A 19,014-nucleotide genomic window follows, 5' to 3' on the forward strand; every position below is an offset into this window, starting at 1 on the left:
CGTCCCGGCTCAGCGCTTCTCCTTGATCTTGGCCTTCTTGCCGCGCAGCTCACGCAGGTAGTACAGCTTCGCGCGGCGGACGTCACCGCGGGTCACCACCTGGATGTGGTCGATGGTGGGCGAGTGCACCGGGAAGGTCCGCTCGACGCCGACGCCATAGCTTTCCTTGCGCACGGTGAAGGTCTCGCGGACGCCACCGCCCTGACGACGGATCACCACGCCCTTGAACACCTGGATACGCTCCTTGGCGCCCTCGATGACCTTGACGTGCACGTTGATGGTGTCGCCCGGGCCGAACACCGGGATATCGTCGCGCAGCGACGCCTGATCGACGAAGTCCAGCCGGTTCATGCGAGACACTTCCTTGAGGTCGCGGCCGACGGCAGCTACCCACACGCAGGTGTGAGGCGGTCGCCCAGCCGATGGTTTCGGGCTTTCTGGCGTATCTCGCAGCGGGCGGAAATCGGCTCAACCAGCCTGCAACCACTGGAGACAACTGGTCAATTGTGCCAGACGGGGCGCGTGCTACGAAAATCACAGCGAGTCGGCGGTTCGCAGCGCGCCAAACGCGCTGGTAAATGGTACATATGACTGGGGTCAGAACGCGCTACCCGCGCGGGAGCGTGACGGCCGGTGCAGGTGGCGCGAGGGTCCCGCTGTTGCACTGTGTCGAGGTCACGCCGGAGGAGGGGAATGCGGGTACGTCCGCTGACGCTGGTCACCGCCACCGCGGCGGTGACGTTGGTGGTTGCCGCCGGTTCCGAAGCGCTGGTCCAGGCGAAGGTCTACAGCCTGCCGGTCACCGCGCCCGTCCGGGTCATCTCCGCGCCACCCACCTCGACTCCCCCGCAGACGACCACGCTGATGCTCGAGGCGGCCACACCCCCGCAGCCGGCCCAGGCGCTACCGACCCCGGGGTTCGGCCAGTTGCAGGCCCGCGTCCAGCAGGCCGCCGACGAGGCCGCCGGCAGCGGCGCCGCCCTGTCGGTGGCCATCCTCGATCGCAGCACCCATCAGCTGATCTCCAACGGCAACAGCCAGGTCATCGGCACCGCGTCGGTGGCCAAGCTGTTCATCGCCGACGATCTGCTGCTGCACGAGTCCGAGGGCAAGGCGCCGCTGAGCGTGGACGACCGCCAGGCCCTGGACATCATGCTGCAGTCATCCGACGACGGCGCGGCCGAGAAGTTCTGGGGGCAAGGCGGCGGAGCCGCGATCATCACGGAGGTCGCGTCCCGCTACGGCCTGTCCTCCACCACCCCGCCCAGCGACGGGCGGTGGTGGAACACTATGAGCTCGGTGACCGACCTGATCCGCTACTACGAGATGTTGCTGGACGGATCCGGAGGCCTGCCGACCGATGACGCCAAGATCATCGTGAACGACCTGGCGCAGTCCACCCCCAACGGGCTCGACGGCTACCCGCAGCGGTTCGGCATCCCGGACGGTCTGTACGCCGAGCCGGTCGCGGTCAAGCAGGGCTGGATGTGCTGCATCGGCAGCGACTGGATGCATCTGTCCACCGGCGTGATCGGGGCCGACCACCGCTACATCATGGTCGTCCAATCCCTGCAGCCCGCCGATGACGCCACCGCCCGCGACACCATCACCCGGGCGGTCAAGACGATATTTCCCGAGGGCCGCATCGAGGCGGCCCGGCACGGGCTCTGACGGGCTCAATCCTTCTCGGGCTCAATCGCCGTCGGGCTCAAGCGGTTCGGGCTCAAGCAGTTCGGGCCGGCGTTCACGGGTGCGCTGCAGCGAGATCTCCCGCCGCCACGCGGCGATTCGCGCGTGGTCACCCGACAGCAGCACCTCGGGCACGTCGAGCCCGCGCCAGCTCGGCGGCCGGGTGTAGCTGGGCCCCTCCAGGCGCCGGTCCAGCGCCGGCGAGTGCGAATCCTCGCGATGCGAAGCGGGATTGCCGAGCACCCCGTCGAGCAGGCGCAGCACGGCCTCGATCATCACCACGGCCGCCGACTCGCCACCCGGCAGCACGTAGTCGCCGATCGAGACCTCTTCGACACGCATCCGCCCTGCGGCATCCTCGATGACCCGCTGGTCGATGCCCTCGTAGCGACCACACGCGAACACCAGGTGGGCCTCGGCGCTCCAGCGCGCGGCCGTCGCCTGCGTAAACAACCGCCCGGCGGGGGTGGGAACAACCAAAAGTGTTTCCTCGGAGACGATCTCATCCAGCGCCTCACCCCACACCGGCGCCTTCATCACCATTCCGGGACCGCCGCCGTAGGGGGAATCGTCGACCGAGCGGTGCACGTCATGGGTCCAGCGCCGCAGGTCGTGCACCTGCAGATCGACCAGGCCGGACTGGATCGCCTTGCCGGGCAACGATTGCCGCAGCGGGTCCAGGTAGGCCGGAAAGATCGTGATGACGTCGATTCTCATTTCGAAGGCCTACAGGTCCAGCAGGCCTTCGGGCGGGTCGATCTCGACGGTGCCGTCATCCAGCGACACCGACGTGACGATCGCGGACACGAACGGCACCAACACTTCCCGCTCCTCGTCGCCCTCCTCGCGCCGCACCGCCAACAGCTCACCGGCCGCGGTGTGCAACACCTCGGCCACAACACCGATCTGCTCGCCCGCGGTGGTGCGCACGCGCAGGCCCTCGAGCTGATGGTCGTAGTAGGTGTCCGCCTCGTCGATGTCAGGCAAGTCCCCGGAATCAACGACGAACAGGGTGCCGCGCAGCGCGTCGGCCGCGTCACGGTCGGTGACGCCGGCCAGCCGCACCAGCAGCCGCCCGCCGTGTTCGCGCGCGCTCTCGACGGTGAGCTCACGTTCCCAGCCAGCACGGAAATGCTTGGCGCGCAACGCGTTACCCGGCGCGAACCGGGCGTCGGGATCGTCGGTGCGGACCTCGACGACCACCTCGCCGGTGATGCCGTGGGCTTTCACCACGCGCCCGACGGTCAACTCCAAGGGAGTTCCATGAGCAGCGCAGGCCTACTGGTCGGTGTCCACCACGTCGACGCGGATGCCGCGACCGCCGATGCCGGCGACCAGGGTGCGCAGTGCGGTCGCGGTGCGACCGCCGCGGCCGATCACCTTGCCCAGGTCGTCGGGATGGACGTGGACCTCGACCGTCCGCCCGCGGCGGCTGGTCACCATGTCGACGCGGACGTCGTCGGGATTGTCGACAATCCCGCGAACCAGGTGCTCAACAGCGTCAACGACAACCGTACTCATGGCCGTGGTCAGCTTTCGGTGGTCGGCTCGGCCTGCTCGCCGCCCTCGGTGGGCGCCTCGGCCTCAGCGGCGGTCTCCGCCGGGGTCTCGGCGGCGGCCTCCGGCTCGGCAGCCTCGTCCGCGCCCTTGGCGGCCTTCTTGGCCGGGGCCTTCTTCTTCGGCTTCGCGGCCTCGGTGGTCGGTCCGCCGTCGGCGTCGGCCAGCGCGGCGTTGAACAGCTCGAGCTTGCTGGGCTTGGCCGGGGCGGCCTTCAGGCGACCCTCGGCGCCGGGCAGGCCCTTGAACTTCTGCCAATCGCCGGTGATCTGCAGCAACTTGCGGACCGGCTCGGTGGGCTGAGCCCCCACGGACAGCCAGTACTGGGCGCGCTCGGAGTCGATCTCGATGAGGCTCGGGTCTTCCTTGGGGTGGTAGCGGCCGATGACCTCGATCGAGCGGCCGTCGCGGCGGGTCCGAGCGTCGGCGACGGAGATGCGGTACTGGGGATTGCGGATCTTGCCAAGCCGGGTGAGCTTGATCTTGACAGCCATGGTTAAGCGAATTCTCCTGTGTGTGTCACGCTGCAATTCAGCGATCGGGGCGGGATGCCCGGATCCGGTTTTGCCTCGCGTGTATGACCGGTCGGCGACGCGTGATCGCTCGGCGGACAGCCGCCTATTGTGCCAGAACGGGCGCGGCGATCAGAAATCGCGCGACGCGGCGATCGCAAGCGCGGCGCAGCCGAGCGCGGCGGGGCGCCGCCATCAGACACGCGGCGATCGCAAGCGCGGCGCAGCCGGGCGCGGCGGGTCGCCGCCATCAGACGCGGCGATCGCAAGCGCGGCGCAGCCGGGCGCGGCGGGTCGCCGCCATCAGACACGCGGCGATCACATCACTTTCTGGAAGACCTTGGTCTCCGCCCGCCGGGTCATCCGCCAGCCGTCGGGCGTGCGTACGAACTCGTCGTCGTACCAGAGTCCGCAGAACAGCACCTGGTCCTTGTCACCGCCCAGCACCATCGGGTTGAAGCAGATCACCCGCGACGAGGCTTTGTCCCCGTTGATCTGTACGGAGAAGTTGCCCAGCATGTGTGTGTACACCGGGAAGTTGGGCAGCACCTCGGCCAGCCACTTCTTCACCTCCGGATACTGGCCCTCGATGCCACCCAACGCCGTGTAGTCGATGTAGGCGTCCGGTGTGAAGACCTGGTCCAGATCGTCGAATCGCCGGTTGTCGATGGCGGTGGAGTAATCCACCAGAAGCTGCTGGATCTCGAGCCGATCCGAGATCTCTTCCAGGCTCAACATGCATCGGACAGTACTGAAGATCCGCCTCGAACAGGGTCGGAAGTTAGACTTTGCGGCCATGCGGAAGCTCACGGCCGCAGCCGCTACCCTGCTCGCGCTGGGTACCTGCACCGCCACCGTCGCCATGTCCACCGCCTGGGCGGACAACTCGCAACCAGTCGGCTCGATCCCGATTCCCGACGGGCCGGCCCGAACCTGGATCGTCGCAGACCTCGATAGCGGTCAGGTGCTGGCCGGGCGCGACCAGGATGTCGCCCACCCGCCGGCGAGCACCATCAAGACGCTGCTGGCCCAGGTGGTGCTGGACTCGGTGAGCCTGGACTCCACGGTGGTCGCCGACGTCGCCGACACCCAGGTGGAGTGCAACTGCGTCGGGATCAAACCGGGCCGCACCTACACCGCGCGCCAACTGCTCGACGGCCTGCTGCTGGTCTCGGGTAACGACGCCGCCAACACGCTGGCGCACATGCTGGGCGGCCCGGACGTCACCGTCGCCAAGATGAACGCCAAGGCGGCCTCGCTGGGCGCCACCAGCACGCGCGCCGCGACACCGTCCGGCCTGGACGGGCCCGGGGGTTCGGGCGCGTCGACGGCGCACGACCTGGCGGTCATCTTCCGCGCGGCGATGGGCAACCCGGTGTTCGCGCAGATCACCGCCGAGCCGTCGGCGATGTTCCCCGGCGATAACGGCGATCACTTGATCACCAACCAGGACGAGCTGTTGCAGCGCTATCCCGGTGCGATCGGCGGCAAGACCGGCTTCACCAACGCCGCCCGCAAGACCTTCGTCGGGGCCGCCGCGCGCGGCGGCCGCCGGCTGGTGATCGCCATGATGTACGGGCTGATCAAAGAGGGCGGACCGACATATTGGGATCAGGCGGCGACGCTGTTCGACTGGGGATTCGCGCAGAGCCCGCAGTCCAGCATCGGCTCGCTCTAGAAGGCGGGATCCTCTAGAGCCGCTCTCAACAGCGCCGTCAGCACCGGAATCCGCTGTTCGTCGAGTTCCGCCTGCGGGATAATGCTTTGCACCAGAGCAGCGCCGTCGAAGACGTTGGTCAACAGTCCGACGATCACCGGGAATTTGTCCGCTGGGAACCGCTCTGCCCCCGGCAGCGCCCGCGCAGCATCGATAATCTTCTCGGCATACTGCCCGAGTTCCTGCTGCAGGGTGGCCTTGAGCTTCTCGTCGGTACGCGCGGCGACCAGCAGTTCGTAGAGCACCGCATTCCCCGGACTGTGGGTGATGTCCCGCAGAATTGTCAGGCCCGCCTCCAGCGGCAGCTCCTCGGGCGGTATCGCGGCGACCTGTTTGGTGCCCCGCTCCATAAGGCGACGTAACACCTCGGACGCCGTGGCCGCCATGAAATCGCCCATGGTGTCGAAGTGCCGGAACAGCGCGCCCACCGACACCCCGGCCCGCTTGGTGATCGCCGCGGCGGACGCCCGGGCGTAGCCGACCTCGATGATGGTGGCGATGCAGGCGTCGATGAGCCGTCCGACGGTCTCCTCGCGGCGCTGCTGCTGGGTTCTGGCCATGTCAGGCGGTGACGCCCAGCGCGCCGCGTTCCCGACGGGTGCGCTCCCCCGCCCGCAGGTAGCGGCCCGACCGCACGGATTGCCCGTAGCCGTCCCGGAATTCGCCTTTGGCATGGCTTCCGCCGAAGACGACCACGCCGCCCACTCCGGTGGCGACCACGGCGTCGTCGTTGCGGTTGACCATGCGCCGCAGGCCACCGTAGAACGGCACTGCTTCCTCGTGGTAGCCGTCGACGGATTCGTCGAGCCCGGCCGGGTCGATCACCACGAAGTCCGCCCGGTCGCCCTGCCGTAGCGTGCCGGCGTCGATGCCGAACCACTCGGCCAGTTCACCGGTGAGCCGGTGCACGGCGTGCTCGATCGACATGAACGGCGCGCCCGCGCGGTAGGCGTCCCGGGTACGCTTGAGCATCCGCAGCCCGAAGTTGTAGAAGGCCATGTTGCGCAGGTGCGCACCGGCGTCCGAGAAGCCCATGTGCACACTGCCTTCGGTGGCGAGGGCATCCAGCAGCTTGGGACGGTGGTTGGCGACGACGGTCGTCCACCGGACGTTGCGTTCACCGTTCTCGACGAGCACGTCCAGGAATGCGTCGAGCGGGTGCAGCTTGCGCTCGTCGGCGATCGCGCCAAAGCTCTTGCCGATCAACGACTTATCCGGGCATTCGACGATGACCGCGTCGTGGAAGTCACGGTGCCACAGCGACGGCCCGAGCTTGATGCGGTCGAACTCGCGCCGGAACTTTCGGCGATATTCCTTGTCCGCCAGTAACTCGTTGCGCTCCAACTGGTCCCGCAGGTGCAGGGCCGCCGTTCCGGCGCCGAACTCCTCGAAGACCGGCAGATCGATTCCGTCGGAGTACAACTCGAACGGCACCGGCAGGTGCTGAAATTTCACGCTGGCGCCCAGGAGCTTGTTGAGCAGGCGAGTGCCTGGGCCGAACACGTAGACCGACAGCGGCATCGATTTGGCGTCGGCGGATACCAGCATGCTCATCCGAACGCCCTTGCCCCAGTTGAGTATCCGGCTGCTTGCCAGGAAGAACAGCATTCCGGTTGACGGCTTGGCCACGTTGGGGGCGCTCTGCAGAATCCGGCCGCGCTTGCGCAGGACCTTGATCAGCCTGCGCCGTTCCCGCCACGTGGCGAAGGTGGACGGCAGCGCGCGCGAGCGGAACCGTTCGCCGTCGAGTTTGTCGATGGGCGCATCCATCCCGGACATGCCGAGCACACCGGCGTCGAGGGCCTCGTCCAGCAGATCGGCCATCTTCACCAGCTCGGCCTCAGTGGGCCGCGCCGTGGCGTCGGTGGCCCGATCCAGCCCGAGCACCGCGGTCCGTAGGTCCGAATGACCAAGCAGCGAACCGATATTGGGCCCCAGCGGCAGGGCGTCGATAGCCTCGATGTATTCCGCGGCCGTCGACCAGGTCCGATTGGAATCCAGCGCGCCGAAGACGTATTCGCGCGGCACCGCCTCCACCCGGCTGAACAGGTCGGCAGCGTCCTGGGAATCGGCGTAGACCGTCGACAACGAACAGTTGCCCAGCAGCACCGTGGTGACACCGTGGCGCACCGACTCGCGGAGCCCGGGATCCAGCAGCACCTCGGCGTCGTAGTGGGTATGCACGTCAAGGAAGCCGGGCACGACCCACTTGCCGGCCGCTTCGATCACCTCGGGGCACCCGGTCTCATCCAGCGGCTCGGCGGAGACCGTCGCCACGACGCCGTCGCGGATGCCGAGCGTGCGCGTCAGCGGAGCGCTGCCGGTGCCGTCAAACCACAATCCGTCGCGAATGATCACGTCGTAGGCCATGGTTTCCTCCATGTCGTTGATGCCCGGAACGCTAACATAGATAGCGATCACTCGCAATCTTTTCTCGGCGGAGCCGCGGGAGTATTCGGGGCTGATCGTCAGTGTGCGCCACCGGGCGGCACCGGGGCCGCAATCGCGGTGAGCTCGGCGCGGCGGGTGGCCGTGTGATGGCGGCGGGGGCGCGGCTAGGCCGGCGAACGAAAGATGTTGCCGCGCAGCATGATCAGATCGGGACTGTTCAGCACGGCGGCGCCCGAACGCGGGTCGCTCGAGTAGCAAAGCAGGTCCGCCGAGGCACCGTGATCGAGTCCGGGCCGGCCGAGCCAGCGACGCGCGTCCCAGCACGCCGCGCCCAGCGCCTCGGTCGGGCTCATCCCGATGCTCTTGAGCGCCTCGACCTCGTCGGCGATGCGGCCGGGCGCGACCATGGTGCCGGCGTCGCTGCCGGCGTAGATCGGCACGCCCGCCTCGCGGGCCGCCGCGATCCGGGCCAGGCCGCGCGCGTGCAGGTCACGCATGTGCGCCGCGTACGCCGGATACTTCGCTGCGGCGTCGGCGATCCCGGGGAAGTTCTCCACGATGTTGACCAGCGTCGGGACCAGCACGGTCCCGTGCTCGACCATCAGCTCGATGGTGTCGTCGGTAAGCCCGGTGCCGTGTTCGATGCAGTCGATGCCGGCGTTGATCAGGCCGGGCAGCGCGTCCTCGCTGAAGACGTGCGCGGTGACCCGGGCGCCATGGGCGTGCGCGGTCTCGATGGCAGCCTTGAGCACGTCGTCGGACCAGAGCGGGGCCAGATCGCCGACGCTGCGGTCGATCCAGTCGCCGACCAGCTTGATCCAGCCGTCGCCGCGCTTGGCCTCCTGCGCGACCGCGTCAGGCAGTTGCCATTCGTCTTCCAGCTCCCGCGAGAAGCCCGCCGCATACCGCTTGGGCCTGGCCAAATGCTTTCCGGCGCGGATGATGCGGGGCAGGTCGTCGCGGTCGTCGAGGCTGCGGGTGTCGGTGGGCGAGCCGCAGTCGCGCAACAACAGCGCGCCGACATCGCGTTCGATCTCGGCCTGGGCGATCGCGTCGTCCAGCGGGATCTCGCCGTGATCACCGAGGCCGACGTGGCAGTGCGCGTCGACCAGCCCGGGCACGATCCAGCCGCCGTCGAAGACGGTGTCGGCGCCGGCGACCGGTTCGGCGCTGATGCGGCCGTCGACGATCCACAGTTCGATCTCGGTTTCGTCGGGCAGCCCCACGCCCCGCACGTGCATGCGCACCGGGCGGCTACCGGCTTCCGGTCCAACGGTGACGACCCGCTTCGCCCGGCTCCGCCGCGCTCGCGATCGTCACGAGTTGCCCGGGAACTTCAGCTTGGACAGATCGAAGTCGGCCAGACCGGGCGGCAGCTCGTTGAGGCCTTCGGGCATCTGCGACAAGTCCGGGAACCCGGCCGGCATGCCCTGCATCAGCGGATTGCGGGCCTTCGGCGGCGTCGGGCCGCGTCCGCCCTTCTTGCCCTTCTTGCCCGCCTTGCCCTTCGCCCCCTTTGACTTCCGCGTCGCCGACTTGCGCCCCAGTCCGGGGATGCCCATGCCGCCGAGCATCGACGACATCATCTTGCGGGCCTCGAAGAAGCGGTCCACCAGCTGGTTGACCTCCGACACCGTGACGCCCGAGCCGTTGGCGATGCGCAGCCGCCGCGACGCGTTGATGATCTTCGGGTCGGCGCGCTCGGCGGGGGTCATGCCGCGGATGATGGCCTGCAGGCGGTCGAGCTGGCTGTCGTCGACCTGGGCCAGCGCGTCCTTCATCTGCCCGGCGCCGGGCAGCATGCCCAGCAGGTTGCCGATCGGGCCCATCTTGCGGATGGCCAGCATCTGTTCCAGGAAGTCCTCGAGCGTGAGCTCGCCGCTGCCGATCTTGACGGCGGCGGCCTCGGCCTGTTCGGCGTCGAAGACCTGCTCGGCCTGCTCGATCAGGCTGAGCACGTCGCCCATGCCCAGGATGCGGCTGGACATCCGGTCGGGGTGGAAGACGTCGAAGTCCTCCAGCTTCTCGCCGGTGGAGGCGAAAAGGATTGGGACGCCGGTCACCTCGCGGACCGAGAGCGCCGCGCCACCGCGGGCGTCACCGTCCAGCTTGGTCAGCACCACGCCGGTGAAGCCGACGCCCTCGCGGAACGACTCCGCGGTGGTGACGGCGTCCTGACCGATCATCGCGTCCAGCACGAACAGGACTTCGTCGGGATTAACCGCCTCACGGATCGCCGCGGCCTGCGACATCAGCTCGTCGTCGATGCCCAGCCGGCCGGCGGTGTCGACGATGACGACGTCGAAGTGCTTGGCCCGGGCCTCGGCGAGGCCGGCCGCCGCGACCGCGACCGGGTCACCGGGCCCGGATCCGGGCGACTCGCCGGGATGCGGCGCGAACACCGGTACGCCGGCGCGCTCACCGACGACCTGCAGCTGGTTCACCGCGGCCGGGCGCTGCAGGTCGCACGCCACCAGCAGCGGCGTGTGTCCCTGGCTGCGCAGCCAGGAGGCCAGCTTGCCGGCCAGCGACGTCTTACCGGAACCCTGCAGACCGGCGAGCATCACCACGGTCGGCGGCGTCTTGGCGAACGCCAGCTGTCGGGTCTCTCCGCCCAGGATGCCGATGAGTTCTTCGTTGACGATCTTGACGACCTGCTGCGCCGGGTTGAGGGCCCCGGAGACCTCGGCACCCTTGGCGCGGTCCTTGATCCGGGTGACGAAGGCGCGCACCACGGGCAGCGACACGTCGGCTTCCAGCAGCGCCAGCCGGATCTCGCGGGTGGTGGCCTCGATATCGGCGTCGGTCAATCGACCCTTGCCGCGCAGCCCCGCAAGGGCACCGGTCAAACGGTCGGACAGCGATTCAAACACCCCGCCAGCCTAGTGGGCATCGGTCCCGGACCGGGCGGGGCAGGTTCGGCGGCACCTAAATCACGCAGAAGACCGGCCGACGCGCGCCGCCGTGGCTTATGTTTCGGCAAGAAGATGACTAAGGGGTCAGGCTCATGCTCGAGGTGATCGACAAGGGGTCCTGTAGCGAAGCGCATCCGGTGCCGCTGCTGTTCGTGCACGGCGGCTGGCATGGCGCCTGGTGCTGGGAACACTTCCTGGACTTCTTCGCCGACGCCGGCTATCGCGCGGTCGCGATGAGCCTGCGCGGACACGGCGCCAGCCCCACGGCCAAGCCGCTGCCGAAGGTGTCCATCGCCGACTACATCGACGACGTCCGTTCGGTGGCCGACGACCTGGGCGGCGCGCCGGTCCTGGTCGGCCATTCCCTGGGCGGCTTCGTGATCCAGCGCTACCTCGAAGATCGCCGCGCACCGGCCGCGGTGCTGGTGGGCTCGGTGCCTCCGCAGGGCGTGCTCACCCTGGCGTTGCGGGTGTGGCGCCGCCGGCCGTCGATGACGATCGAATCGTGGAGCGATCCCACGCTGCTGAGATTCCTCGCCACCGCGGCGCTGGCCCGCGAGTACCTGTTCTGCGCCGACACGCCCGAGGCCGTCGTCGAATCCTGCCGGCAACGCGCCGGAGCCGAGAGCGTTCGCGCCGCCATGACCGACCCGATCGTCCGCCGCGTCCGGACCAAGCGGGTGACCACGCCGATGCTGGTGCTGGGCGCCGAGTACGACGGCTTCGTCAGCGTTCGCGAGGTGCGCAACACGGCGCGCGCCTACCGGACCGAACCGGAATTCTTTTCCATGGGTCACAACATGATGCTCGAACCGGGCTGGGCCGATGTTGCCGGACGCATCGATGAATGGCTGCAGACCCGCGAAACGGTGAGCCCGACGCGATAGCCAGTCGAGTCGTTACTGCGCCGAAAAGCGTTGGCGTGCTAGATTTCACAGCCGCGACTCAATCGAGTCAGCCGCGTCGACGAGTAACGAACGGGGGGCCTGTGTCGGTGCCGCTCAGCAGCATCCAGGCGCAGGCCGACAGCGTTCCCGGCAACACCAGCGGCACCGGCGTGCTGCGTGGCTGGCAGCGCAGGGCGCTGGTCAAGTACCTCGCCGCCCAGCCGCGCGATTTCCTGGCGGTGGCCACCCCGGGCTCGGGGAAGACGACCTTCGCCCTGCGGGTCGCGGCCGAACTGCTCGGCCAGCGCGCCGTCGAGCACGTCACCGTCGTGGTGCCCACCGAGCACCTGAAGGTGCAGTGGGCGCAGGCTGCGCAGCGCTACGGCCTCGCCCTGGACCCGAAGTTCTCCAACAGCAACGCGCGGATCTCCCCGGAGTATCACGGCGTGATGGTCACCTACGCCCAGGTCGCCGCGCATCCGACGCTGCACCGGGTGCGCACCGAGCAACGCAAGACGCTGGTCATCTTCGACGAGATCCACCACGGCGGCGACGCCAAGACGTGGGGCGACGCGATCCGCGAGGCGTTCGGCGACGCCACCCGCCGGCTCGCCCTGACGGGGACGCCCTTTCGCAGCGACGACAGCCCCATCCCGTTCGTGACGTACGAGGCCGGTCCCGACGGGATCCGGCGTTCGCAGGCCGACCACACCTACGGCTACACCGACGCCCTCGCCGACGGCGTGGTCCGGCCGGTGGTCTTCCTCGCCTACTCCGGGGAGGCCCGGTGGCGCGACAGCGCCGGCGAGGAGCACGCGGCCCGACTCGGCGAGCCGCTGTCCGCCGAGCAGACCGCGCGCGCCTGGCGCACGGCGCTCGACCCCGCAGGCGAATGGATGCCCGCGGTGATCACCGCCGCGGATCTGCGGCTGCGCCAGCTGCGCACGCACATACCCGACGCGGGCGGCATGATTATCGCCTCGGATCAGACCGCGGCCCGCGCCTACGCCGTCCTGCTGACCAAGCTGACCGGCGAGGCGCCGACGCTGGTGCTCTCCGACGACCCCGGATCGTCGGCGCGCATCAGCGACTTCGCCGCGAGCACCAGCCGCTGGCTGGTCGCGGTGCGCATGGTCTCCGAAGGCGTCGACGTGCCGCGGCTGTCGGTCGGGATCTACGCCACCAGCGCCTCGACACCGCTGTTCTTCGCCCAGGCCATCGGCCGGTTCGTGCGGTCGCGCCGCCCGGGTGAGATCGCCAGCATCTTCGTACCGTCGGTGCCCAACCTGCTGCAGCTGGCCAGCGAGCTGGAGGCCCAGCGCAACCACGTGCTCGGCGAGCCGCATCGCGTCTCCGAGGGCGACCCGCTCGAGAACGATCCCGCCACCAAGACGCAGGACGAGAAGACCGACCTCGACAAGGGCTTCACCTCGTTGGGCGCCGACGCGGAACTCGATCAGCTCATCTTCGACGGATCCTCGTTCGGCACCGCCGCTGCGGCCGGCAGCGACGAGGAGGCCGACTACCTCGGCATCCCGGGGCTGCTCGATGCCGACCAGATGCGCGCGCTGCTGCACCAGCGCCAGGACGAACAGCTGAAGAAGCGGGCCCAGCTGCAAAAGGAAGGCGGGCCGCTGTCGCGCGTCGAGACCTCGCCGGCCACCGTGCACGGCCAGCTTCGGGAGCTGCGCCGCGAGCTGAACACCTTGGTGTCGATCGCCCATCACCGCACCGGCAAGCCGCACGGCTGGATCCACAACGAACTGCGGCGCCGCTGCGGTGGCCCCCCGATCGCCGCGGCGAGCCGCGAACAGCTGCGCGCGCGCATCGACGCCGTGCGGCAGCTCAACGCCGAGCATTAGCAAGCGGGCGGGCCTTGGCGATCGGGAGCGCGGCGAGCCGGGCGAAGCGGGTCGCCACCATCGGGCCTAATCCCCGACGGGTTCCTCGAGCACCTCGACCGCCGGCCCGCCCAACACGGCCAGCAGGCTCTCCTCGACCACGTCCCGCGCGCCGTGCTCGGCGTCGCCGGCCGCGTCGGCCGCTTCGGCCGACACAGTCACGCAGAACACGTCGGCCGCCGTCGACCCGAAGGTGTTGACCTTGGCCCAGACGATGTCGGTGCCCGCCCGTTCCAGCGCGCGGGTCAGCAGCGCGAGCAGCCCGAGCCGGTCCATGGCGCGGACCTCGACGATCAACTGGTCGGGCGAGGCCGAGTCGACCCACAGGATGCGGGGCGGCGCGCTCGACCGGGTGACGGGCACCCCGACCTGGACCTCGCCGGCCCGGCTGGTCGCCGCGCTGACGGCGTCGCTGTCGCGCTTCTCCAGCGTGCCCAGCACGTCGACGTCGCCGGCCAGCGCGCCGGTGAACTGCTGGCGCAGCAGACCCGCTTCCGGCGGCGAGCCGAACAGCGGCGACACCACGAATTCGACGATCGCCAAGCCGTCGTAGGTGCTGGCCGAGGCCGAATGGATGCGCAGCGAGTTCAGCGCCAGCACCGCGGCGGCCTTCGATACCAGCCCCCGCTGGTCCGGTGCGGCCATCACCACCTCCAGGCGCTCACCGCCGCTGGGCTTGATATCCACATGCACACCCCGATCCGCGGCCAGCGAAAGATATTGCGGCGCAGCGGGTTCCACTTTGGGCAGCGACTCCCCCGCCATCACCAGCCGGCAGCGCCGGACCAGGTCCTCGATCAGCGACGCCTTCCACTCGCTCCACACCCCGGGGCCGGTGGCCTTCGAATCCGCCTCGGTCAGCGCGTGCAGAACTTCGAGCAGCATCGCGTCTCCGCTCAGCGCTTTCACCACGCGCTCAATGGTTTTGGGGTCATTGAGGTCGCTGCGGGTGGCCACCATCGGCAGCAGCAGGTGGTGGCGGACCAGTTGTGCCAGCAGCTCGACCTCGACCGGCGGCATGCCCAGCCTGGGCCCGATCTCCAGCGCCAGGCCCGCGCCGAACACGCTGTGATCGACGCCGCGACCCTTGCCGATGTCGTGCAGCAGCGCGCCGAGCGCGAGCAGGTCGGGTCGCGCCACCCGGGTGGACAACGGTGCGGCGTTGACGGCCGTCTCGATGACGTGGCGATCCACCGTCCATTTGTGCGCGACGTCGCGGGGCGGCAGGTCGCGGATGGCGTCCCATTCCGGCAGCAGCCTGCCCCACAGCCCGGTGCGGTCCAGCGCCTCGATCGTCGCCACCGTGGTCGGCCCGGCGGACAGCACAACCAGCAAGTCGTCCACCGCCTCTCGCGGCCACGGCATCGGCATCTCCGGCGCGTTGGCGGCCAGTCGGCTCAGCGTGGCGGCGCCGATCGGCAACCCGGTGTCGGCCGATGCGGCGGCCACCCGCAACACCAGACCCACGTCGGTATCGGGGCGTGCGTCGCGGGCAAGCACGATCTCTCCGGCGTATTCGACGACCCCCTCGTCCAGCGGGCGGCGCTTGGGGCGCCGCACCAGGGCCGTCACCCCCCGGCGCGGCAGCGCGTTCTCGGCGGTCCGAATGCCCGTCTCGGCGTGGTAGGCGATGGTGCGCCCGGCATCGGATAGCTTGCGCGCCAAGTCGAATCGGTCCCCGATGTGCAGGGCGGCGCTGATCTCGTCGGCGTATTGGGCCTGCAGCTGATCACGCCCGCGCCCCGACACCCGGTGCAGCTCGGTGCGCACGTCGAGCAGCGTCAGGTGGGCATCGTCGAGGGACCCCCCGGGCGATTCCGGGCGCGCCATGCCGTGGCGGTCGATCAGCTGGGCGACGCCCAGCGCGTCGAGCAGTTGGACATCGCGAAGGCCGCCGCAGCCCGACTTCAAGTCCGGCTCGGCGCGCTGCGCGATGCGGCCACACCGGTCCCAGCGGGCCTGCGTGATTTCGACGAGCTCGTTCATGCGGGAGCGAATTGCGCTGCGCCACTGGCGGCGTGCGCCGGCGATCAACTCGTCGGACAGCCGCGCGTCGCCGGCGATGTGGCGGGCGTCCAGCATGCCCAGTGCCGCGATCATGTCGGCGTTGGCGACGCCCAGGGCCCCCGAAACGGTCCGGACGCTGTGGTCGAGCCGAACGTTGGCGTCCCACAACGGATACCACAACTTGTCGGCGACCTTGCCCAGCAGGTCGTCGGACTTGTTGTCGTGCAACAGCATTAAATCAAGGTCGGAATGCGGCAACAGCTCATGGCGACCCAGGCCGCCGATCCCGACGACCGCGAAGCCGCTGTCGTCGGTGATCCCGATCTCGGCGGCCTTGGCCATCAACCATGATTCGTGCAGATCCAGCCAGGCGTGCCGCAGTTCGGCGGCGTGCAGCTTGCTGCCCTCAGACAGCAGTTGGCGCCGCGAGGCAGCCAGATCGACTGCCCCGCAAGCGCTTTCTGTCCAGCCCAGGCGCCCGGACGAGTCGGGGTCGTTCGGGGTCATGCCCTCCCGACCCGCCCGGGTCGAATCAGCAATTGACAGCGGATGTCATAGCGCATCGGTTCCACGCTCGCCGGTGCGCACCCGCACGATGGTTTCCACGGGGCTCACCCACACTTTGCCGTCACCGATCTTGCCGGTGCGCGCGGCCCGGACGATGCTGTCCACAACCTTGTCGACGATGGAGTCGTCGACAACGACCTCGATGCGCACCTTGGGCACGAAGTCGACCGAGTATTCGGCGCCCCGGTAGACCTCGGTGTGGCCCTTCTGCCGTCCGTAGCCCTGGATTTCGCTGACCGTCATCCCCAGGACGCCCGCGTCCTCGAGACTGGTCTTCACGTCATCGAGCGTGAACGGCTTTACGATCGCGGTGATCAGCTTCATGACTGCTCTGCCTCCACTTTGTCGCCCACTAGCTCCTCCTCCAGGCCGTTGCGGGTATCCGCCACAGCGACCCGGGGCGGCAGAACCGAACCGGTAACCACGGCGAAATCGTATCCACTCTCGGCATGCTCGGCCTCGTCGATACCCGTGGCTTCCGCCTCTGGGTTGAGACGAAGCCCGATGGTGTACTTCAAGATCAACGCCAGGATCAGCGTAACCACCCCAGAGTAGATGAGGACACTGAACGCGCCGACTGCCTGTCGCTCGAGCTGGGCCCAGCCGCCGCCGTAGAACAATCCTTTGGACACCCCGGTGACGCCGTTGATGGCCGGGCTCTCCGGCGCGGCGAGCAGGCCCACCAGCAGGGTGCCGGCCAGACCGCCGACCAGGTGCACCCCGACCACGTCGAGCGAGTCGTCGAATCCCAGCTTGAACTTCAGGCCGACCGCCAGCGCGCACACCACGCCGGCGACCAGGCCCACCACCAGCGCGCCCAGCGCGTTGACCGACGAGCACGACGGCGTGATGGCGACCAGGCCAGCGACGATGCCGGACGCCGCGCCCAGCGTCGTCGCCTTGCCGTCGCGGATCCGTTCGGTGAGCATCCAGCCCAGCATCGCGGTGGCCGTAGCGATCGTGGTGGTGACGAAGGTCGACCCGGCGACACCGTTGGCGCTGGTGGCCGATCCGGCGTTGAACCCGTACCAACCGAACCACAGCAACCCGGCACCGAGCATCACGAACGGCAGGTTGTGCGGCCGGAACAAGGTGGTGGGCCAACCGCGCCGCTTGCCCAGCACGATCGCCAGCATCAGGCCCGCCACACCGGAATTGATGTGGACCGCGGTCCCGCCGGCGAAGTCGATGGCGTGCAGCTTGTTCGCGATCCAGCCGCCCTTCTCGGAGGCGAAGCCGTCGAACGCGAAAACCCAGTGGGCGACCGGGAAATAGACGAACGTTGCCCACAGGCCGGCGAACACCAGCCACGCACCGAACTTCAGCCGATCGGACACCGCGCCCGAGATCAGGGCGACGGTGATGATCGCGAACATCAGCTGGAACGCCACGAACACGGTGGCGGGTAGGGTGCCCGCCAGCGGAATGTCCGTTGCCGCAACGCCTTTGCTCGGATCGGCGGCCACCGCGTTGACCCCGATGAGGCCTTTGAGGCCCCAGAAGGAGGTCGGCTTTCCCACGACGCCGCCGGCGTCGTCACCGAAGGCGAGTGAATAGCCGTAGAGCACCCACAGCACGGTGACCACGCCCATCGCGCTGATGCTCATCATGAGCATGTTCAGCACGCTTCGGGCGCGCACCATGCCGCCGTAGAAAAACGCCAGACCCGGCGTCATCAACAGCACCAGCGCGGAACTGGCCAACATCCAGGCGGTATCGCCGGTATTGGGCTGGCCCAGTATCGGGTATGTCACTCGCAATCTCCTCCGGTCGGCCCACAAATTGGCCGCCAGACATGCGTCTGATGACCTGTCCAGAACATTGCGAGATTGTTGTTTCGGCGATGGTGCCGCCGTGTTTCAGCGGGATTAACGTCCCGCTCGCCGTGTTAGGGGTATCAGCCCAGCAGCGCGTCGACGAAAGCGGCCGGTTCGAACGGCGCGAGGTCGTCTGGGCCTTCCCCGAGCCCGACGAGTTTGACCGGCACGCCGAGCTCCTGCTGAACCCGAAAGACGATGCCGCCCTTGGCCGTTCCGTCCAGCTTGGTCAGCACCGCACCGGTGATCTCGACCACCTCGGCGAACACCCGGGCCTGGGCCAGCCCGTTCTGCCCGATGGTGGCGTCGAGCACCAGCAACACCTCGTCGACCGCGGCACGCCGTGTTACAACCCGCTTAACTTTGTCGAGCTCATCCATCAGCCCAACCTTGGTGTGCAGCCGCCCCGCGGTGTCGATGAGCACCACGTCGGCGCCCGCGACGATGCCCTTGTCGACGGCGTCGAACGCCACCGATGCCGGGTCGGCACCTTCGGGCCCGCGCACCACCTCCGCGCCCACCCGCGACGCCCAGGTCTGCAGCTGATCGGCCGCCGCGGCGCGGAAGGTGTCGGCGGCGCCCAGGACCACCCGCCGACCATCGGCGACCAGGACGCGGGCCAGCTTGCCGACGGTGGTGGTCTTTCCGGTGCCGTTCACACCCACGATCAGCAGCACCGACGGATGGTCGTCGTGCGGCAGCGCCCGGATCGACCGGTCCATGCCGGGCTGCAGCTCCTTGATCAGCACGTCGCGCAGCACGGCCTTGGCGTCGGCCTCGGTGCGCACGTCGCTGCTGGCCAGTCGGCCGCGCAGCTGGGAGATCACCGATTCGGCGACCACGGGGCCGAGGTCGGCGACCAGCAGCGTGTCCTCGACGTCCTGCCAGGCGTCTTCGTCGAGGTCGCCACCGCCGATCAGGCCCAGCATGCTGCGGCCGAGCGCGTTCTGCGACCTGGCCAGCCGGCCGCGCAGCCGCTCCAGCCGGCCCTCGGTGGGCGCGATCTCCTCGATCTGGGGGGCGGGCGGGGGTTCGGGCGCCGGGGCCTGGGGCG

General features: G+C 68.9%; 17 protein-coding genes and 1 pseudogene. 4 read left to right on the plus strand and 14 right to left on the minus strand.

The window, feature by feature from the left end:
• Nucleotides 1–9 precede the first annotated feature (9 nt).
• A complete protein-coding gene (rplS, locus tag B8W69_RS28025) occupies nt 10–351 on the minus strand; it encodes a 50S ribosomal protein L19 (RefSeq protein WP_085292938.1) in 342 nt (113 codons plus the stop codon).
• Nucleotides 352–693: 342 nt separating this feature from the next.
• Between rplS and B8W69_RS28030 the strand changes: the two genes are divergently transcribed.
• Entirely contained in the window at nt 694–1,671 is a 978-nt protein-coding gene (locus B8W69_RS28030) for a serine hydrolase (protein WP_085292939.1), read from the plus strand.
• Nucleotides 1,672–1,692: 21 nt separating this feature from the next.
• Here B8W69_RS28030 and trmD read toward each other — a convergent pair whose 3' ends face one another.
• The 5 genes from trmD to B8W69_RS28055 form a co-directional block, all read right to left on the minus strand.
• Complete coding sequence (gene trmD, locus B8W69_RS28035; protein WP_085292940.1) at nt 1,693–2,406, minus strand: tRNA (guanosine(37)-N1)-methyltransferase TrmD; 714 nt, start codon at nt 2,404–2,406, stop codon at nt 1,693–1,695.
• Nucleotides 2,407–2,415: 9 nt separating this feature from the next.
• Nucleotides 2,416–2,943 (minus strand): ribosome maturation factor RimM, encoded by a 528-nt coding sequence (gene rimM / locus B8W69_RS28040; protein WP_085292941.1) that lies wholly within the window; start codon nt 2,941–2,943, stop codon nt 2,416–2,418.
• Between the two features lie 24 nt (nt 2,944–2,967).
• Nucleotides 2,968–3,210, minus strand: coding sequence for an RNA-binding protein (locus tag B8W69_RS28045; RefSeq protein WP_003878715.1), 243 nt, complete (start codon nt 3,208–3,210; stop codon nt 2,968–2,970).
• A gap of 8 nt (nt 3,211–3,218) precedes the next feature.
• Complete coding sequence (gene rpsP / locus B8W69_RS28050) at nt 3,219–3,740, minus strand: 30S ribosomal protein S16 (protein ID WP_085292942.1); 522 nt, start codon at nt 3,738–3,740, stop codon at nt 3,219–3,221.
• A gap of 336 nt (nt 3,741–4,076) precedes the next feature.
• The gene (locus B8W69_RS28055; protein WP_085292943.1) at nt 4,077–4,496 is read right to left on the minus strand and encodes a nuclear transport factor 2 family protein; all 420 of its coding nucleotides are present in this window, start codon (nt 4,494–4,496) and stop codon (nt 4,077–4,079) included.
• A 58-nt stretch (nt 4,497–4,554) separates the two neighbouring features.
• Between B8W69_RS28055 and B8W69_RS28060 the strand changes: the two genes are divergently transcribed.
• Complete coding sequence (locus tag B8W69_RS28060; RefSeq protein WP_085292954.1) at nt 4,555–5,436, plus strand: D-alanyl-D-alanine carboxypeptidase family protein; 882 nt, start codon at nt 4,555–4,557, stop codon at nt 5,434–5,436.
• On the opposite strand, the gene B8W69_RS28065 is transcribed toward B8W69_RS28060, so the two are convergent.
• The 4 genes and pseudogenes from B8W69_RS28065 to ffh form a co-directional block, all read right to left on the minus strand.
• Nucleotides 5,433–6,035 (minus strand): TetR/AcrR family transcriptional regulator, encoded by a 603-nt coding sequence (locus B8W69_RS28065; protein WP_085292944.1) that lies wholly within the window; start codon nt 6,033–6,035, stop codon nt 5,433–5,435. The genes B8W69_RS28060 and B8W69_RS28065 overlap by 4 nt on opposite strands.
• Before the next feature lies 1 nt (nt 6,036).
• Nucleotides 6,037–7,883: pseudogene (locus B8W69_RS28070) on the minus strand (N-acyl-D-amino-acid deacylase family protein).
• A gap of 147 nt (nt 7,884–8,030) precedes the next feature.
• Nucleotides 8,031–9,107: a metal-dependent hydrolase family protein gene (locus tag B8W69_RS28075; RefSeq protein WP_110882093.1), complete on the minus strand. Its 1,077-nt coding sequence runs from the start codon at nt 9,105–9,107 to the stop codon at nt 8,031–8,033.
• A gap of 75 nt (nt 9,108–9,182) precedes the next feature.
• Nucleotides 9,183–10,739, minus strand: a complete 1,557-nt coding sequence (ffh, locus tag B8W69_RS28080; protein ID WP_085292947.1) for a signal recognition particle protein — start codon at nt 10,737–10,739, stop codon at nt 9,183–9,185.
• Between the two features lie 134 nt (nt 10,740–10,873).
• Here ffh and B8W69_RS28085 point away from each other — a divergent pair, with 134 nt between their 5' ends.
• Both B8W69_RS28085 and B8W69_RS28090 read left to right on the plus strand, forming a co-directional pair.
• Entirely contained in the window at nt 10,874–11,668 is a 795-nt protein-coding gene (locus tag B8W69_RS28085) for an alpha/beta hydrolase (RefSeq protein ID WP_085292948.1), read from the plus strand.
• Between the two features lie 101 nt (nt 11,669–11,769).
• Nucleotides 11,770–13,530 carry a DEAD/DEAH box helicase gene (locus B8W69_RS28090; protein ID WP_085292949.1) on the plus strand — a complete coding sequence of 587 codons (1,761 nt, stop codon included), beginning with the start codon at nt 11,770–11,772 and terminating at the stop codon, nt 13,528–13,530.
• A gap of 66 nt (nt 13,531–13,596) precedes the next feature.
• Here B8W69_RS28090 and B8W69_RS28095 read toward each other — a convergent pair whose 3' ends face one another.
• The 4 genes from B8W69_RS28095 to ftsY all read right to left on the minus strand — a co-directional run.
• Nucleotides 13,597–16,083, minus strand: a complete 2,487-nt coding sequence (locus tag B8W69_RS28095) for a [protein-PII] uridylyltransferase (RefSeq protein ID WP_085292950.1) — start codon at nt 16,081–16,083, stop codon at nt 13,597–13,599.
• Nucleotides 16,084–16,128: 45 nt separating this feature from the next.
• Nucleotides 16,129–16,467: a nitrogen regulatory protein P-II gene (gene glnB, locus B8W69_RS28100; RefSeq protein WP_003878721.1), complete on the minus strand. Its 339-nt coding sequence runs from the start codon at nt 16,465–16,467 to the stop codon at nt 16,129–16,131.
• Nucleotides 16,464–17,849: an ammonium transporter gene (locus tag B8W69_RS28105; RefSeq protein ID WP_110882094.1), complete on the minus strand. Its 1,386-nt coding sequence runs from the start codon at nt 17,847–17,849 to the stop codon at nt 16,464–16,466. The genes glnB and B8W69_RS28105 overlap by 4 nt, the downstream gene beginning before the upstream one ends.
• A 191-nt stretch (nt 17,850–18,040) precedes the next feature.
• A partial coding sequence (gene ftsY, locus B8W69_RS28110; RefSeq protein WP_085292952.1) for a signal recognition particle-docking protein FtsY occupies nt 18,041–19,014 on the minus strand: 974 nt, incomplete at its 5' end.

This window comes from Mycolicibacterium vulneris, from assembly GCF_002104765.1.
GTDB lineage: Bacteria > Actinomycetota > Actinomycetes > Mycobacteriales > Mycobacteriaceae > Mycobacterium > Mycobacterium vulneris.

Coding starts and splice junctions, on each gene's coding strand:
- rplS (WP_085292938.1), bottom strand. CDS start 351: ATGAACCGGCTGGACTTCGTCGATCAGGCGTCGCTGCGCGACGATATC.
- B8W69_RS28030 (WP_085292939.1), top strand. CDS start 694: ATGCGGGTACGTCCGCTGACGCTGGTCACCGCCACCGCGGCGGTGACG.
- trmD (WP_085292940.1), bottom strand. CDS start 2,406: ATGAGAATCGACGTCATCACGATCTTTCCGGCCTACCTGGACCCGCTG.
- B8W69_RS28045 (WP_003878715.1), bottom strand. CDS start 3,210: ATGAGTACGGTTGTCGTTGACGCTGTTGAGCACCTGGTTCGCGGGATT.
- rpsP (WP_085292942.1), bottom strand. CDS start 3,740: ATGGCTGTCAAGATCAAGCTCACCCGGCTTGGCAAGATCCGCAATCCC.
- B8W69_RS28055 (WP_085292943.1), bottom strand. CDS start 4,496: ATGTTGAGCCTGGAAGAGATCTCGGATCGGCTCGAGATCCAGCAGCTT.
- B8W69_RS28060 (WP_085292954.1), top strand. CDS start 4,555: ATGCGGAAGCTCACGGCCGCAGCCGCTACCCTGCTCGCGCTGGGTACC.
- B8W69_RS28065 (WP_085292944.1), bottom strand. CDS start 6,035: ATGGCCAGAACCCAGCAGCAGCGCCGCGAGGAGACCGTCGGACGGCTC.
- B8W69_RS28075 (WP_110882093.1), bottom strand. CDS start 9,107: ATGCACGTGCGGGGCGTGGGGCTGCCCGACGAAACCGAGATCGAACTG.
- B8W69_RS28085 (WP_085292948.1), top strand. CDS start 10,874: ATGCTCGAGGTGATCGACAAGGGGTCCTGTAGCGAAGCGCATCCGGTG.
- B8W69_RS28095 (WP_085292950.1), bottom strand. CDS start 16,083: ATGACCCCGAACGACCCCGACTCGTCCGGGCGCCTGGGCTGGACAGAA.
- glnB (WP_003878721.1), bottom strand. CDS start 16,467: ATGAAGCTGATCACCGCGATCGTAAAGCCGTTCACGCTCGATGACGTG.
- B8W69_RS28105 (WP_110882094.1), bottom strand. CDS start 17,849: ATGTTGGCCAGTTCCGCGCTGGTGCTGTTGATGACGCCGGGTCTGGCG.